Origin of the sequence: Legionella taurinensis (assembly GCF_900452865.1) — a bacterium.
Taxonomy (GTDB): Bacteria; Pseudomonadota; Gammaproteobacteria; order Legionellales; family Legionellaceae; genus Legionella_C; species Legionella_C taurinensis.
In genome coordinates this window covers 1,460,248-1,475,334 of sequence record NZ_UGOZ01000001.1, presented here as the reverse complement: position 1 = coordinate 1,475,334, position 15,087 = coordinate 1,460,248, and the positions used below count along the sequence as shown (strand labels likewise).

Sequence of the window (15,087 nt, the reverse complement as noted above, 5' to 3'; positions counted from 1 at the left end):
TCCACATTTTTTATATTTTACACGTCATTTTTTAAGTATAACATCCAGCGCCTGAATAACCTGCCTGGCGGTTAATTTCGGTCTCTCCATCGGTAACATATGGGTCCCCCTCATCTTAAAACAATCAATATGGTAATGCGTTTTCATGTAGCGAACGTCAAATCGATCCACCACATTACTCTGTGCGCCATAAATGAGTGCGGTGGGCACTGTTAATTGACCGGCATACTGATGAAGTTGATGAGGAATGGTTCGATAAATCTGGTATTCGATGTGGCTGTCAAATACCAGATGATAGCCTTCTTCATCACGGTACAGACCATAATCGATGTAATCCTGAAGGCAAGCCTTGCTGAATGTTCTGAACAGTGGCCTGTCTTTGAGATAAGCCATGAGCTGTTCCTGTGTCGGCCATTTACGCCTGCGGCCACGTGTTCTGAATGCCGGGGTAATGTGATCGATAAACCCGAGCACTTTGGCCAGACGCAGCATGCTCGATTTAAGCCGTCCCAGCAGAGGCGAATCGAGCATAATCACCGCCTTGAACAGCGAAGGCTCCCGTATGGCCGCCAACAGGTTGAGTACGCCGCCAAGCGAATGCCCTACTGCAATCACCGGCTGATTAATTTGTTGTTTGATGCTGTCTAACACTTCCTCAACCAGAAACGGCCAGTTTTCGGTCACCGGGTACCTGGGGTTGTGCCCGACTTTGTCAATGTAGTAGCAATCGAAATCCTCACGTAACGCATTAAATAACTGACTGTAACAAAGCGAAGGAAAGCCATTGCCATGGGCGAAGTGAATAGGTTCTTTCACGAAACCACCAGCTTCTGACTTTCACGTTTCAACGACAGGACGGCAAAACTGAAGTAAGCGGCAAACAAAACAATTAAAAAGAAACCAAACCCATAAAATACCCGGTTTATGGTCAGAAAAAACACCAGTGCCGCGATTTGCGGAGTCGAAGCCACAATCAGTAACCGGCAGGATTGTTTGTAGGTGATGGCAAACTTCATAAACAATTTAGCGACAAATTGACCCATTAGCGCAAACACCAGGAAGAAAGCCAGGTAAATGACGGTAAACATCAAGACAATCGTCGGATAAATGGTGGCATCCGACAACAGCTTAAGCTTTTCGATGCCTGACGATTTGCTCAGGTCTTCGCCGCTGAATACTTCATTCATGCTTTTGCTCAGTTCCTGAATATAAATCGGACTTTCCTGTTTGCGGTTTGCCGAGGCAAAAAAGAATTGCGGTGTGGGCAGGCGGTAAATGATTTGATTGGCTGTTACCAGGACAGACAAGTGCGGGTAACGATCATCGATGCGCGTAATTGTTCCTGTCGTATCGATGATGGAAACCACATCGCCCCTGCTGTTTTTAATCAGGTAAGGCATGGGCTTATCCAGAGACACTTTGCCGTTTTGCACATAAAACTTCGGCAGTTTCTGCATGGGCTCAAGGATTTGATAATCAAAAAAACGATTAAAATCGAGGGTTACCCGCAAGGCGAAAGGCAGGGTCACAATGAACATCAACAATAAAAGATAAAGTATCCCATAGCCTTTCCAGCGCTTACCGACATCCACGTACAAGCGGCGGCTGAAAAAAGACAGATAAAGCGCCTGCCAGTAACTGTAAAAAGGGGCATCGACATCCCTCAGTGCTTTCGTGTTTTTAGTCATTCCACCCTCCCAGCCTCTTGCCTGTGTTTTTATCAAACAAATGCGCCTGCTTCAGATTCAGGCTTATCGCCGCACGCCCCTCATGGATCTCGGTATCAGCCCGTGTTCGCACCGAAAAATGGGCACCACCGCAATGGCTTCGGGTATGCACCAGTTTATCGCTGCCCATGTTATCGACAAAATCGATATGAACAGGAATGGCCCCCGCCGTGTCAGCCGCTGTCATTTCCAGGTTTTCAGGCCTCACCCCAAGGATGACTTCTTCACCGCATTGCGCCGGAGTCACGTGCTCAGGCAATGGAAACGAAACGCCTATCGGGGTGATGAGTTGTCTGGATGACACATCAATAGTACCTGATAAAAAGTTAATTGGGTAATGTCCCGTAAATCCAGCAACGAAGAGAGAAGCTGGTTGTTGATACAGTGTCTGCGGTGCGCCAATCTGTTCAATACGGCCTTGATTTAACACCAGTATTCTGGACGCCATGGTCATTGCCTCTGTTTGATCATGGGTCACGTACAGGCAGGTCGTTTTTAATTGCTGATGCAGTTTTTTAATCTCATGGCGCATTTCCGTACGCAGTTTGGCATCAAGATTCGACAGGGGTTCATCAAATAAAAAAACAGACGGCGAACGAACAATGGCCCTCCCCATGGCGACACGCTGCTTTTGTCCGCCGGATAATTCCCGCGGCAGCCGCTTTAAGTACTCGGCGATCTGCAGCATGGCCGCCACCTCTTTTACACGCGAATCAATCGCATGCTTGTGGACGCCGCGCATTTTTAAACCATAAGCCATGTTATCAAACACAGTCATGTGCGGGTACAGGGCATAACTTTGAAAAACCATGGCCATGTTGCGTTTGGCCGGAGGAATTTCATTGACGCATTGATTATCGATGAGGATTTTTCCTGAGGTGACCGTATCAAGGCCGGCCACTAACCGCAGTAACGTGGATTTACCGCATCCAGAAGGCCCTACCACCGCCACAAACTCACCCTGCTCAATGCTTAAGCTGATTTGCTCAAGAATCCTGTGTTGACCATGGTATTTGCTGATATTCACCAGTTCCACTGTAGCCATTAATGAATTAACCCCTTCTCAAACCATCGTTGCATAAGCACGACCACCAAACAGGGCGGCAACATCGCGACTAAGGCGACAGACATAATATAATGCCACTGCGGAATTTGATCAGCAACGCCGGCTAAAGACCGGATGCCCATGACAATTGTCGCCTTGCTGCTGTCGCTGGTAATTACCAGCGGCCACAGGTATTGATTCCACCCATAGACAAACAAAATAATAAACAAAGCCGCGATTTGCGTCAGGGAGAGCGGGAGTAAAATATCTCTAAAGAAACGCCAGGGGCCCGCCCCATCCAGTTTGGCCGCATCCACCAGTTCGCTCGGAATGGTTTTGAAAAATTGACGGAATAAAAAAGTCGCCGTCGCGGAAGCCATCAACGGCAGCGTTAAACCCGCGTAAGTATTCAACCAGGAGAACGAAGCAATCACCTGAAACGTCGGCACAATACGGACTTCAACCGGCAGCATCATGGTTGAAAAAATCAGGGCAAACATCAGTTTTTTGCCGGGCAAGGCGAAATAAACCAGGGTAAAGGCTGAAAACAAAGCCAGGGTTATTTTGCCCGCGGCAATGAGGACTGCCATCACCAGACTATTGAGCAGCATGTGCCAAACCGGCTGCCCTCCTGTCGCCGCAATCCCCTCCGTTAATACGGTTTTAATGTTGTCCCACAACGCCGCGCCAGGCAACAACGGCAAGGGCGCATGCATCATCGCGCCGCCATCATGACTGGCGGCCACCAGCGCCATGTAAAGCGGCAGAAATAAACCGGCAATGAAAAGGCAAAGGAACCCATGGGAAACCACGCGCGACAGGGTCATTCGTAATGCACCTTCTTCTCGAGATAGCGAAATTGCAGCAGAGTCAGGGCAACCACCAGAAGCATGAGGACGACGGATTGCGACGAAGAGCTCCCGGGATCCATCCCCACAAAGCCATCCTTATACACTTTGTAAATCAACGTGGTGGTGCCATTATCCGGACCGCCGCTGGTCATGACATCAATAATGCCAAACGTCTCAAAAAAAGAATAAATCAGATTCATGATCAACAGAAAAAAAGTCGTTGGTGATAACAAAGGGAAAATAACCTGCCAGAAACGCTGCCAGGCCGAAGCGCCATCCATGATGGCCGCATCAATGAGCGATGGCGGAATCGCCTTTAAGGCAGCAAAAAAGAATAAAAAATTGTAGCTTAACTGTTGCCAGCTCGCAGTCAGGATAACCACAGCCAGCGCCTGTTGGCCATGGATGAGGTAATTAAAATCAAAGCCGATGCAGCGAAATACACTGGCCAGCCAGCCGATGGTTGGCTGGCAGAGAAAACGCCAGAGAATCGCCGCCACAGCCGGCGCAACCGCATAAGGCCAGAGGATTAGTGTTTTATAAATCGCCTGACTGCGACGCCGTCCATTCACCAGCGTTGCCAGCAATAAGCCGGAGGCCATGGTCGTCAGGGTAATAAAAAACGCCAGCAGCAACGTCACCAGTACTGCTTTTCCATACCCCGGATCCGCCCATAAATCACTGAAATTCCCCAAGCGGGCAAATTGCCGATGCAGACCAAAGGCATCGCTAAAAAACAACGATTGCAGGATGGCGCTTAAAGCCGGCCAAATAAAAAATAACAGGGTAACAATCAACTGCGGGATAATAAAAAAAAAGGCCAGTTTTTTATTATGGAAATAGTTCATCAATCCACTGGGTTGCCGGTTCTGAGCAAAAGTATATAACGAACGGTTTTCATTTTGCGAATGAAATTTAGCCGTGTCACGCCGACAGACGTTCTTTTGCCAGAGTCCGCCGTAATAACTGCGCATAGATGGGTGGATTTTTTGCCAGTTGAACCACGGTAGTGGAAGTCAGGCAAGTCACCATCATCGGTAGAATTAACAGGTAATTTTGAGTCATTTCCACCACCAGCACAATGCCTGTCAGGGGAGAGCGGACGGCGGCGGAAAACAAAGCGCCCATGCCCGCCACAGCAAACATGCCAGGATGAATGGTGGTGTCTGGAATAATTAAAATCAACAGGTAGTAAGAGGCAAGACCAAACAGCGTGCCTAAGGCCAGCATGGGCGCAAAAATTCCGCCCGGAACACTGCTGCTGTAACACAGCATGGTCATGATAAAACGCAACCCGATGAGCAGCAGTAACACATTGGCAGGCGGCGACAATGTCAAGGACTGATGGATGATTTCATAACCGCCGCCAACAATGGGCGAATACCAATAGGCCAGAAGGCCCACGACCGCGCCGAGAATTAAGGCATAACAACCCTGGGCAAAGTCAGACAATCGATCTTTTAAGCTCAAACTTTTCATCAGCACCAGGTTAAAAACAAGCCCGGCTAAGCCGGCTAAAAGACCAAAGATAAAAAACAGCCACAACGACTTTAAACTGGGTAACTCAAACACACTCATGGCAATCGCAGGACCTGCACCCACAAGCCAGTGGCTGACAATGGTGGCCATGACACAGGCAATGGCCACCATCTTAAAATTGGTGAATGTGAAATTAAACTGGTTGCGCATTTCCTCAATGACAAACAGTACCCCGGCTAAAGGCGCGTTAAAGGCGGTGGCCAAACCGGAAGCCGCACCCGCGGCAATGAGGGTATCCCGACGGCGCCTTGGAATACGCAGCCACTGCCCCAGCATCTCACCCAGATTACCGCCCATTTGAATGGTAGGCCCTTCACGGCCAACCACCATGCTGGCGCTGATTGACATTACCCCGGCTATGAATTTCACCGGCAGCAACCGTTCCCAGAAAATGGGGCGCTCATGAAGCAGGGCCCCTTCAATTTCCTGTACGCCGCTGCCGGAGGCCTCAGGGGCGATTTTTTTCACCATCAACCAGGCCAGGTAAACAAGCAGCATGGAAAACAGCATTGACGTCAGGGCGCCCGGAACTCCTACGCGCTCAGACCAGGCAATGGCCGCGCTCAACCCACGGCTTAAATAAGCAATCGCTATCTGAAAACAGGATCCGATAATCCCTGTTAAAACACCCAGTAGTATGGCCACAGCATAGACTTTGAGGACTTTACTCTTCATCGCTGCCAATCATCTCCATTAGATTGTTGATAATGCGCTGCCCGGCCTGGTTGTGCATGGATAAAATGGTTTCCGGATGAAATTGCACGGCATGGACCGGCAGATTCCGGTGAGAGATTGCCATGACAATCCCATCCTGACTCACTGCCGTTACCTTCAATGATTTGGGCATCGATTCCTGACGAGCATAGAGAGAATGGTAACGGCCCGCCGTAAAAGACGGCGCCAGCCCGGCAAACAATCCCCCTTCTTCCCTGACGATGATTTCAGAGGCCTTGCCATGCATGGGGTAATCGAGAACGCTCAGTTCCCCTCCAAAGTACTCTACCATCCCCTGTAAACCCAGACAAACGCCAAACAAAGGAATGCCGCGCGCCAAAACAGATTCGATGGTCTGTGCCACTTTAAAATCCGAAGGCTTACCGGGTCCAGGCGATAGCACCACCAAATCAAATTCGGAAGCCTGCAGGTAATCAATGACCAGATTTGATCGGACCGTAGTGACTTCCGCGCCCGATTGGCGAAGGTAGTTCGCTAAGGTGTGAACAAAGGAATCCTGATGATCCACTAACAACACGCGCCGCCCGAGCCCAGGGTATTCGCTACGGTGCTGCACGTCGCTCTTGACTTTATTTTGAACCACATCGAGAAAAGCAGATGCCTTAAGCCGTGTTTCCTCTTCTTCCGCCTGCGGCACGGAATCATACAGCAGGGTCGCGCCGACGCGAATTTCAGCAATGCCCTGTTTAATCCGTGTGGTTCTTAATACAAGGCCGGTATTTAAATTGCCGTCAAAACCAAACCAGCCCACTGCGCCTGCATACCATCGTCTGGGCGATTTTTCATGGGTTTCAATGAAGTTCATCGCCCAGAGTTTCGGCGCCCCGGTCACTGTCACTACCCACATGTGCGTCAAAAAAGCATCGACCGCGTCAAATTCCTTACGCAACACCCCCTGAACATGATCCACCGTATGAATCAGCCGCGAATACATTTCAATCTGGCGTCGGCCCACCACCTGCACGCTGCCCGCCTCGCAAATGCGGGATTTGTCATTGCGATCCACATCGGTACACATCGTCAATTCAGACGCTTCCTTTTCAGAATCAAGCAGCGTCTGGATGTTTTTTGCATCCTCTATGGCATCGGCGCCGCGTTTGATCGTGCCGGATATGGGGCAGGTTTCCACTTTTTGACCCTGAACCCGCACATACATTTCCGGCGAGGCGCCCACTAAATATTCTTCATCACCCAGATTAATCAGGAAACCGTAAGGGGATGGATTCGCCTTGCGCATGCGTCTGAAAATGGCCGAAGGCTGTTCTGGGCAATGCGCATAAAAAATCTGGCTGGGTACCACTTCAAACAGATCCCCACAGGCAAACCGTGATTTGGCGACATCAACAATTCGGGCATACTCACCGGGCTCATGATCGCCTGGCTTCTCGGGTTTGTGCGTGGCTTCATAGGGTTTGAATGCACCCTCCCGCGGCAATGACAGCGTGGATTTTCCCTGGTATTGAAAGTCATAGCGACGAACAAAGGCTTCTTCCTTGCGATGATTAACCACATAGATTTCATCCGGCAGGTAAAGCACCATTTCCCGTTGATCCGCCTCCCGCACCTTGGTCTGCGGCAATGATTCAAACTGGAAAATCAAATCATAACCAAAGGCCCCGTACAGGCCGAGATAGGGTTCATCCGGTGATTTGAAAAAACCCAGAAGCACCCGCAGGACGGTAAAAATGGAGGGCTGCAGACTGCGCTCTTCCTCACTAAAGACACGATCACTCGGCTTAATCTGCAGCTGGAGTGCTTTTTCTGTCTGCTTCAGGATGTCAATGGACTCACATTCCTTAAGAACCAGAGCGGCAATGGTTAACAGCACTTCGCCGCGCTTGTTTAACGCCTGCAGATAAACATGCGATTGCTTGCAGACAATGGCGAGCGGCGGATTAAAAAACCCAATGTCCCAGCAGGTGTAGCGTCCAGGGTATTCAAAACTGGAGGCGAACAAGGCGCCGCGCTGCGAATCCAGCTTCTCAATTAAAGGCTCAATGGCATTGTCATAGGCTAAACTCTGCTGTTCACATTCTATGTAAACGCCGCCCTGGGTTTTTATCTGCTGCAACATAACAATCCAACTGGTGAGTGATAAAGTCATTCTACCTTTTCCCGCCAAGAAAGAAATATTGGATAATGCAATCCGGCGAATAAATCCTTGCATCCCAGGCGAATTTTCTGTTCACTATACAGTCCGCAGCGAAGTAGCCTATTTTTTGGAGTTTTGATGACCATTTCCTCGGCAGAATTACAGGCAATTGCTGAATTAGCCTCTCTGGACAGCGATTGTGATGACAGCCTTTCCCTCGTTCTTGAAGTCAATGGCATCATTGATTTTGTGGCCGAGTTACGCCAGGTGGATACTCGACAGGTGGCCCCGCTTTTCCATCCTTACGAACTTCATCAGCGCCTGCGTGATGATGAAATCACCGAAAATAACTGCGTGGAAGAACTGGAACAACTGGCCCCTTTGTTTGAAGAAGGATTCTATCTGGTCCCTAAAGTCATCGATTCAGGAAAATAACATGGCCTCTTTGCGTGAGACGGTTTTAGCCTTGCAGCAACGTCAGCTTTCCAGTGTGGAACTGGTCAGGCATTACTTAAAATTGATTGATAATCACACAGGACTGAACGCATTCATCACGGTGGATGAAGCCTATGCCTTGCAACAGGCCGCTTTGGCGGATGAAGCGCTTAAAGCCGGGCAATTTGGCCTCTTAACCGGCATTCCCATTGCCCATAAAGACATTTTCTGCACGCGCCATTTACCCACCACCTGCGGTTCAAAAATGCTTGCAGACTACCGGTCGCCTTATGACGCCACGGTGGTTAGCCGCTTACAGCAACAGGGCACCGTGCTAATCGGCAAAACCAATATGGATGAATTTGCCATGGGCTCTGCCAATGAAAACAGCTATTTTGGCGCCGTAAAAAATCCCTGGGATATGACTCGAGTACCCGGCGGCTCCTCCGGCGGCTCGGCCGCGGCGGTGGCAGCGGGCCTTATCCCTCTGGCGACTGGCTCTGACACCGGCGGGTCCATTCGTCAGCCGGCAGCCTTTTGCGGCATTTCCGGCTTAAAACCCACCTACGGCCTTGTCTCGCGTTACGGCATGATTGCTTATGCATCAAGCCTTGATCAGGGCGGCCCCATGGCGCAGAGCGCCGATGATCTGGCGTTGATCCTGCAGGCCATGGCCGGTTTTGACGCAAAGGACTCCACGTCGGTTCAACAGGCGCTTCCAGACTACTCGGCACGCCTCAATGATTCCATCAAGGGACTGCGCATTGGCCTGCCCCGCTGTTTTTTCAGTGAAAACGTGGATTTAACTATCCGGGAAACCATCCATGCCGCCGTCAAGGTTCTGTGCGATCAGGGCGCAGAGGTCATCGAAATGGATTTACCCCATCAGCCACTCTGGGTTCCCTGCTATTATGTCATTGCCTGCGCCGAAGCGTCGTCCAATCTGTCGCGCTACGACGGCATTCGATTTGGCTACCGCAGCCAAAAAAGCAGTACATTAAAAGAACTGATTACCGCCTCGCGTACCGAAGGATTTGGCACCGAGGTCAAACGCCGCATCCTTACCGGCACCTATGTTCTGTCTTCGGGCTATTTTGACGATTATTACCTGCAGGCGTTAAAGATTCGGCGGCTGATTAAAGACGAATTGCTGAGAGCCTTAGAAACCGTCGATGTGATTATCGGCCCCACCACACCCACCACCGCCTTTAAGCTCGGCGAAAAAGTGAGCGATCCAGTACAGAATTATTTAGCGGATGTCTTTACCGTTGCGGTCAATCTCGCGGGCTTGCCCGCCGTGTCCATTCCGGCCGGCTTCAGCGAAGGCTTGCCCGTGGGTATGCAGATTATCGGAAAACACTTTGCTGAAGCAACGCTGTTGAACGTCGCCCACCAGTATCAACAAATGACTCACTGGCATCTGGCCAGTGCTCAATTAAGGGGTTAACTATGGCATGGGATACTGTCATCGGCCTTGAAGTGCATGTTCAGTTAAAAACACAAACGAAACTTTTTTCAGGTTCAGCCAATGCTTTTGGCGGCAAACCCAATACCCAAACGTCCTTCATTGATGCCGGGCTACCGGGCGTCTTGCCCGTTCTTAATCAACAGGCCGTCATCATGGCCATCCAGTTTGGACTCGCCATTGGCGCAACGATTAATCCCCTGTCTTATTTTGAGCGCAAGAACTACTTTTACCCCGATTTGCCCAAAGGCTATCAGATCAGTCAGTTTCAATCCCCCATCGTCAGTCATGGCACACTTCAGGTGGACATGGGCGATGCCCCGATGAAGACAGTCACCATCGTCAGGGCTCACCTTGAAGAGGACGCGGGGAAATCGATTCATGATGCGCGGGCTGATTTTACCGGCATTGATTTAAACCGCGCCGGCACCCCCCTGCTGGAAATTGTCACAGCGCCCTGCCTCTACTCGGCCGAAGAAGCGGTCAATTACTTAAAAACCCTCCATCAACTGGTGCGCTTCCTTGGTATTTGCGACGGCAACATGCAGGAAGGATCGTTTCGTTGTGATGTCAACCTGTCGCTTAAACCACACGGGTCGCCACAACTGGGCACCCGCACCGAATTGAAAAACCTGAATTCGTTTCGTTTTATTGAAAAAGCCATTGCCTATGAGCAGGCCAGGCATCAGGACTTACTGGAATGCGGACAGGCCGTGATTCAGGAAACGCGTTTATTTGATCCCAATACCGAAACCACCCAGGTTTTACGCAGCAAGGAAAACGAGAATGATTACCGTTATTTTCCTGATCCTGATTTGCTGCCCATTGCCATCGATGACGAGCAATTAACGGAAATAAAAGAAACCCTGCCGCCCTTGCCTGCGGCGATCAAAGCCCATCTTCAGGGGCTTGGCCATCTGAATGCGGATGATATTCAATTCCTGCTGGCCGCACCCGCCACCTACCATTATTTTGAAGCGGTGCGGGAACTCAGCCAGGCGGATGAAAAAACCATCGTCAATTGGCTCAAAGGCGCTTATGCGGCGGCCTTGAATGAGGTGAATGAATCCTTTGAAAATCCCAGGATTTCCGCATCAGATCTAGCGCCGCTGCTTGATTATGCCAGTAAGAAAACGTTTTCCGCCAACGTCCTTAAAGCGATTTTTAATCACCTCTGGCAGGGGCAAGGCACGGTAGACGCCATTATTGCCAGGGAAGGATATCAACCCGTGCAAGACGATCCCCTGCTCGAGGCGCTGGTTCAACGCACCGTTGAACAATACCCGCAGCAAGCGGCTGATTATCGCGCCGGTAAAGAAAAACTGTTGGGGTTCTTTGTCGGGCAGATCATGAAAGAGACCAAAGGACAGGCTAATCCCGAACAAATCAACCAGCTCCTTAAAAAGTACCTCTAGGCAGTAAACTGCACTTAAAGGGAAAGCATAGGATGACCTTGCTTGAGGGCTATCCGCTGCCCTGCGCGCGAAGACAAGACAACGAGCGGAGGCATGGGATAACCCTGTCTGAAGGTCTCATCATTTATCCTGCCGCGAAGGCGGGCAACCATTGAAAACCCGAATTGGGGTGCCTGAGACTAAGCAGGCAATGACTGTTATCGAGGCCTGTTCCCCTTTCATGCCCGCCTGCACGGGCATGAAAACGGGAGTTACGCCATGGTTTTAGTATGGTTTCACGATAACCGTCGTACCAATGTCGATGAAGTTTTCGTTTAACCATTTAGCCGCACTGGGAAGAACCCGCACACACCCATGACTGGCGTTGTAATTGGGTACTTCGTAAGCGGCATGGATGGAGTATCCGCCATGGAAGTGCATGCAATACGGCATTTTTGCACCGCCACCGGTTTCGATGGGGTAAATGCTGGACGTGCATTCAGGTCCTTTTTTAGAGTAAACACGGAAAGTACCGGTTACAGTGCGGCAACCCCGGCCCACGTCTTCACAGAAGTCCTTACCGCCAGAAGCGCTTCCGGTTTTAATGCGATTGCCTTGAGCATCATAGGCTGCCCAGGCGGTTGCTTTGGGGTCAAAAATGAATACTTTTTTACCTGTGGCTGGACGCGTTTCGGGGAAATGGGCAACTCCTTTCCTGTCTGCAGCCATGGACAGTGTATGATGAGTATAACCCGCATCATCCACAACCACGGTTGACCTGTCCATGGATCCGCAACCAGCAACCAGGACACACATCGGGCCCACAACCAGTAGCTTTTTCATTGTTATATCCTCCCTCTTTTTTTGTTTTATCGGGAGAACGATGAATAAGTTTAGGTCTTTTTTTAAATTTTTTTAACTGTTTGTTTTTTCAAGAAACTTTTTGATCAATTTTTGATCTCTTAGGATGTCTTCAGGAAGAAGAGCGAGAATGGCCAGCTTTAATTGCTTATCACTGCATTCAAAACAACCGCCGCGTGCGGGCATGGCATTCATCCCTGTATCGGCCCGTTGAAATAAAAGCTCAAGTCCAGCCTTAAGGCGCGGCTCCCAATCCTTAGCCTGTCCCATTTTAGGCGCACCCAGTTCAATCAGAGGCTTTATCGCATGGCAATTGGCACAATAATGATCGGCAATCTGCCGGCCTTCATCCGGCCGTCCCTTCACCTCATTCAGAAAATCCTGAGGATGATGACTGGTGGCCCAGAGGGAAGTCGATACTAATAATAAGAGTGTTAAGAGAAAACGCATTCATTAATCGCTTCAGTAAATCAACGAGTATCATAAGCGATGCGGGTCTAAGTATAAAGAGACCATGCCTACAGTAACCCATGCGAGCCTGTCCGGAAAAGGCATCAGAGAGAAAAGCCATGGGTATGCTGCACCCACCTACCCTGTCTTGTCCGCACAGGCAGCCAACCCGTTCGACGCAGGATGCAGCCCATCATAAAATGCCTTAAAGAAGCGCCTCCACCTCGACACGGGGTCATTTTAAGTCATTGTTCTTAAATAATTAATAAACCTGGCTTGGCTTTTGCATAGCTAAACCAGCCAGTTGAGTCAGGAGTACCAAGAGTGAAACGGATTTTAGCCGTGTTAATGTTTTTCCTCAGCGCCCAGTGGGCAGCCGCCCAAGAGAATCAATCGCATGAGGTGCTTAAACAGCACATTGAAACCTATCTGCTGAATCAATTGACCGTGCAATACGAAGGCACTGTCAAGGTCAGTACCGAATCAATCGACCCCAGACTGCAATTAAAACGCTGCGCCGATGACAAACTTGAAGTGTTTAATCCCTATAAAACCGCTTTAACCGGCTCCACCACCATGGGCATCCGCTGTCAAGAAATTGACAACCATTGGACGCTTTATATTCCTGCCCGCATCACCATTGAAAAGCCAGTCCTTGTTGCCAGGCGCAACCTGATTCGCGGGACAGTCATTGGCGAGGGCGATGTTCAATTAGTGCCGATGGATATTTCTCAATTAAAACAAGGGTATTTCTCTGATTTAACCGAGGTGACAGGTCAAGTCGCCACCTACACCATTTATCAGGGCAGTCCGATACAACCCCGGGCGGTGGGAAACCAAATTCTGATTCATAAGGGAGAACAGGTCAGCATTCAGGCAGTCAGTGAATCCTTTAAAATCACCATGGTGGGCGTTGCCTTAAATGACGGGGCTTTGAATGACGTCATCCGGGTCAAAAATTTAAGGTCCAAAAAAACCGTCGAGGGCCGGGTCAGCGGGAAAAGCGAGGTCCGAGTCAGCCTGTGATGGGCTTGCGGCGCAGTGTTTTGTCAGGGTAAGATGTAAAAAAGGTTAAAAATTAACCGAAAATAACTAAAGATTTCGCATGAGGAGCCGATAAGTATGGAGAGCGTAATCGAGAGAAATGCTATGGTCAATTCAATCAACGAGACAGGTAACTTCAAGCGAGTGGATACTGAATCCCGCGTACAGCGCCTGCAAAACCAGAAAGATGGTGAATCTGTCTCCACAGAAGCAAGTTCTGTCAACTTAAGTGATGCCTCTCAGCAATTGGCAACCCTGAAAGACATTATCCTCAAAGAACCGGATGTGGATAACGCCCGTGTCGAATACCTTAAGGAATTACTTCATTCTGGACGCTATGAGGTATCGAGCAGTAAAATAGCGAAGAAAATGTTTGATGATATTCAACTGGCTTAAGGATTATTATGACAAAGGTGCAAACGGATTTATCTGCTTTACTGGAGCAGGAAATAACCCATCTCGATGCTTTAATTTCGCTGTTACTCCGTGAAAAAGACATCCTGGTCAATCGAAAATTTGACGAACTTGAAGAAATATCAACCCAAAAACAAGCGATTTGCGCTCAATTGGAAGAGAGCGCAAGGCAACGTATCCAGGTGATCGGAGCCCAGGCCAATGCGGCCGATTATAAGACGGCGCTTGGGAGTTACCTTAAACAACTCAGCCAGAACGAAGCCAGTACCATTGAATCACTGAATAAAACATTGGCTGACAAATTAACCCTCTGCCGTGAATACAACACCATCAATGGTCAGGTCATCACCACCAACATCATTACCCGCCAGGAAATGATTGGCGCCCTGACAGGTCAATCCATGACAGCTGCCCCCAATGTGTACACCGCCTCAGGCAACGTAAAACCCGGCTCTGACTCCGGGCATCACCAGAAAGCCTGATTACTTCGCGCCCAAGCCGGAGCAGTACACCTGTTCTGGCGCCCCTTTGATCATTTTTAATACACCTACTATGCTTTAGGCGAAGCAAATGGATTGGTTTTGCTCAATTCACCCGATCAAGGAGGATACTATGAAACGCTTACCCCTCATTGCAGGCGTGTTGCTCACTCTCTGCCTGCCTTTACATGGCTTAGCCAAACAAAACGATGGCGGTGGTGAGGATTTAAAAGGAGTCTGTGAATTATCTGGCGGGCAGTGGCATGGGTCGGAAAGCGGCAACTGGGCCTGTTGCTGGCCTGACTGGGGCTGCTATGGCTGCGTGAACAGTCACTGCAAAATGAAGTGTGATACCCAACGCTGCAAAGACGCCAATTCGACTCTAAATCCTGGTGCCGGTCAAATCAAACTTAAACAAATCGCGCCCGGTGGCATGCTTGCACCCATAATCCCGGATAAAAAGGGAATAAAGGGCAACATGAAGTCCAATACTACACCAGCGGCAGTTCAATGATAACCCAGGTCGGGCCTCATGGCCCGACGCGACTCACCCACC

Annotated in this window: 17 protein-coding genes; 8 read left to right on the top strand and 9 right to left on the bottom strand. The window is 49.7% G+C overall.

Going from position 1 to position 15,087, the window contains the following annotated elements; translation table 11 throughout:
• Window positions 1-24: 24 nt before the first annotated feature.
• The 7 genes from DYE45_RS06905 to DYE45_RS06875 all read right to left on the bottom strand — a co-directional run bounded on the left by DYE45_RS06905 (window position 25) and on the right by DYE45_RS06875 (window position 7,971).
• Window positions 25-816, bottom strand: a complete 792-nt coding sequence (locus DYE45_RS06905; RefSeq protein ID WP_108291773.1) for an alpha/beta fold hydrolase — start codon at window positions 814-816, stop codon at window positions 25-27.
• On the bottom strand, window positions 813-1,688 hold the full coding sequence (locus DYE45_RS06900) for a DUF1189 family protein (protein ID WP_108291775.1): 876 nt from the start codon (window positions 1,686-1,688) through the stop codon (window positions 813-815). The genes DYE45_RS06905 and DYE45_RS06900 overlap by 4 nt, the downstream gene beginning before the upstream one ends.
• Complete coding sequence (locus DYE45_RS06895; protein ID WP_108291777.1) at window positions 1,681-2,772, bottom strand: ABC transporter ATP-binding protein; 1,092 nt, start codon at window positions 2,770-2,772, stop codon at window positions 1,681-1,683. The genes DYE45_RS06900 and DYE45_RS06895 overlap by 8 nt, the downstream gene beginning before the upstream one ends.
• Window positions 2,772-3,599 carry a sn-glycerol-3-phosphate ABC transporter permease UgpE gene (ugpE, locus tag DYE45_RS06890; protein ID WP_108291779.1) on the bottom strand — a complete coding sequence of 276 codons (828 nt, stop codon included), beginning with the start codon at window positions 3,597-3,599 and terminating at the stop codon, window positions 2,772-2,774. The genes DYE45_RS06895 and ugpE overlap by 1 nt, the downstream gene beginning before the upstream one ends.
• Window positions 3,596-4,474: an ABC transporter permease subunit gene (locus DYE45_RS06885; protein ID WP_370447883.1), complete on the bottom strand. Its 879-nt coding sequence runs from the start codon at window positions 4,472-4,474 to the stop codon at window positions 3,596-3,598. Before DYE45_RS06885 ends, ugpE begins: the two co-directional genes overlap by 4 nt.
• 73 nt (window positions 4,475-4,547) lie before the next feature.
• Window positions 4,548-5,837, bottom strand: coding sequence for a H(+)/Cl(-) exchange transporter ClcA (gene clcA, locus DYE45_RS06880; RefSeq protein ID WP_115300666.1), 1,290 nt, complete (start codon window positions 5,835-5,837; stop codon window positions 4,548-4,550).
• Window positions 5,827-7,971 (bottom strand): anthranilate synthase component I, encoded by a 2,145-nt coding sequence (locus DYE45_RS06875; RefSeq protein WP_108291785.1) that lies wholly within the window; start codon window positions 7,969-7,971, stop codon window positions 5,827-5,829. Before DYE45_RS06875 ends, clcA begins: the two co-directional genes overlap by 11 nt.
• Window positions 7,972-8,127: 156 nt before the next feature.
• On the opposite strand from DYE45_RS06875, the gene gatC reads away from it, so the two are divergent.
• From gatC to gatB, 3 genes are read left to right on the top strand one after another with little or no spacing between them, the layout of a single operon-like run.
• Window positions 8,128-8,424, top strand: coding sequence for an Asp-tRNA(Asn)/Glu-tRNA(Gln) amidotransferase subunit GatC (gatC, locus tag DYE45_RS06870; protein ID WP_108291787.1), 297 nt, complete (start codon window positions 8,128-8,130; stop codon window positions 8,422-8,424).
• Window positions 8,411-9,871: an Asp-tRNA(Asn)/Glu-tRNA(Gln) amidotransferase subunit GatA gene (gene gatA, locus DYE45_RS06865; RefSeq protein ID WP_242602641.1), complete on the top strand. Its 1,461-nt coding sequence runs from the start codon at window positions 8,411-8,413 to the stop codon at window positions 9,869-9,871. Before gatC ends, gatA begins: the two co-directional genes overlap by 14 nt.
• 2 nt (window positions 9,872-9,873) lie before the next feature.
• Window positions 9,874-11,304, top strand: a complete 1,431-nt coding sequence (gene gatB / locus DYE45_RS06860) for an Asp-tRNA(Asn)/Glu-tRNA(Gln) amidotransferase subunit GatB (protein ID WP_115300665.1) — start codon at window positions 9,874-9,876, stop codon at window positions 11,302-11,304.
• Between the two features lie 264 nt (window positions 11,305-11,568).
• Here the strand turns inward: gatB and DYE45_RS06855 are convergent, their stop codons facing one another.
• Window positions 11,569-12,126, bottom strand: coding sequence for a L,D-transpeptidase (locus DYE45_RS06855; RefSeq protein WP_108291793.1), 558 nt, complete (start codon window positions 12,124-12,126; stop codon window positions 11,569-11,571).
• A 72-nt stretch (window positions 12,127-12,198) separates the two neighbouring features.
• The gene (locus DYE45_RS06850) at window positions 12,199-12,594 is read right to left on the bottom strand and encodes a c-type cytochrome (protein WP_108291795.1); all 396 of its coding nucleotides are present in this window, start codon (window positions 12,592-12,594) and stop codon (window positions 12,199-12,201) included.
• Window positions 12,595-12,658: 64 nt separating this feature from the next.
• Between DYE45_RS06850 and DYE45_RS14900 the strand changes: the two genes are divergently transcribed.
• The 5 genes from DYE45_RS14900 to DYE45_RS06830 all read left to right on the top strand — a co-directional run bounded on the left by DYE45_RS14900 (window position 12,659) and on the right by DYE45_RS06830 (window position 15,045).
• A complete protein-coding gene (locus DYE45_RS14900) occupies window positions 12,659-12,793 on the top strand; it encodes a hypothetical protein (RefSeq protein WP_256594893.1) in 135 nt (44 codons plus the stop codon).
• A 125-nt stretch (window positions 12,794-12,918) separates the two neighbouring features.
• Window positions 12,919-13,620 carry a flagellar basal body P-ring formation chaperone FlgA gene (gene flgA / locus DYE45_RS06845; RefSeq protein WP_115300664.1) on the top strand — a complete coding sequence of 234 codons (702 nt, stop codon included), beginning with the start codon at window positions 12,919-12,921 and terminating at the stop codon, window positions 13,618-13,620.
• Between the two features lie 96 nt (window positions 13,621-13,716).
• Window positions 13,717-14,034, top strand: coding sequence for a flagellar biosynthesis anti-sigma factor FlgM (flgM, locus tag DYE45_RS06840; protein WP_108291799.1), 318 nt, complete (start codon window positions 13,717-13,719; stop codon window positions 14,032-14,034).
• Between the two features lie 8 nt (window positions 14,035-14,042).
• Window positions 14,043-14,534 carry a flagella synthesis protein FlgN gene (locus DYE45_RS06835; RefSeq protein ID WP_108291801.1) on the top strand — a complete coding sequence of 164 codons (492 nt, stop codon included), beginning with the start codon at window positions 14,043-14,045 and terminating at the stop codon, window positions 14,532-14,534.
• Between the two features lie 130 nt (window positions 14,535-14,664).
• Window positions 14,665-15,045, top strand: coding sequence for an acetyltransferase (locus tag DYE45_RS06830; protein WP_108291803.1), 381 nt, complete (start codon window positions 14,665-14,667; stop codon window positions 15,043-15,045).
• Window positions 15,046-15,087: the final 42 nt, after the last annotated feature.

Coding starts and splice junctions, on each gene's coding strand:
- DYE45_RS06900 (WP_108291775.1), bottom strand. CDS start 1,688: ATGACTAAAAACACGAAAGCACTGAGGGATGTCGATGCCCCTTTTTAC.
- DYE45_RS06895 (WP_108291777.1), bottom strand. CDS start 2,772: ATGGCTACAGTGGAACTGGTGAATATCAGCAAATACCATGGTCAACAC.
- ugpE (WP_108291779.1), bottom strand. CDS start 3,599: ATGACCCTGTCGCGCGTGGTTTCCCATGGGTTCCTTTGCCTTTTCATT.
- clcA (WP_115300666.1), bottom strand. CDS start 5,837: ATGAAGAGTAAAGTCCTCAAAGTCTATGCTGTGGCCATACTACTGGGT.
- DYE45_RS06875 (WP_108291785.1), bottom strand. CDS start 7,971: ATGTTGCAGCAGATAAAAACCCAGGGCGGCGTTTACATAGAATGTGAA.
- gatC (WP_108291787.1), top strand. CDS start 8,128: ATGACCATTTCCTCGGCAGAATTACAGGCAATTGCTGAATTAGCCTCT.
- gatB (WP_115300665.1), top strand. CDS start 9,874: ATGGCATGGGATACTGTCATCGGCCTTGAAGTGCATGTTCAGTTAAAA.
- DYE45_RS06855 (WP_108291793.1), bottom strand. CDS start 12,126: ATGAAAAAGCTACTGGTTGTGGGCCCGATGTGTGTCCTGGTTGCTGGT.
- DYE45_RS06850 (WP_108291795.1), bottom strand. CDS start 12,594: ATGCGTTTTCTCTTAACACTCTTATTATTAGTATCGACTTCCCTCTGG.
- DYE45_RS14900 (WP_256594893.1), top strand. CDS start 12,659: ATGCCTACAGTAACCCATGCGAGCCTGTCCGGAAAAGGCATCAGAGAG.
- flgM (WP_108291799.1), top strand. CDS start 13,717: ATGGAGAGCGTAATCGAGAGAAATGCTATGGTCAATTCAATCAACGAG.
- DYE45_RS06835 (WP_108291801.1), top strand. CDS start 14,043: ATGACAAAGGTGCAAACGGATTTATCTGCTTTACTGGAGCAGGAAATA.
- DYE45_RS06830 (WP_108291803.1), top strand. CDS start 14,665: ATGAAACGCTTACCCCTCATTGCAGGCGTGTTGCTCACTCTCTGCCTG.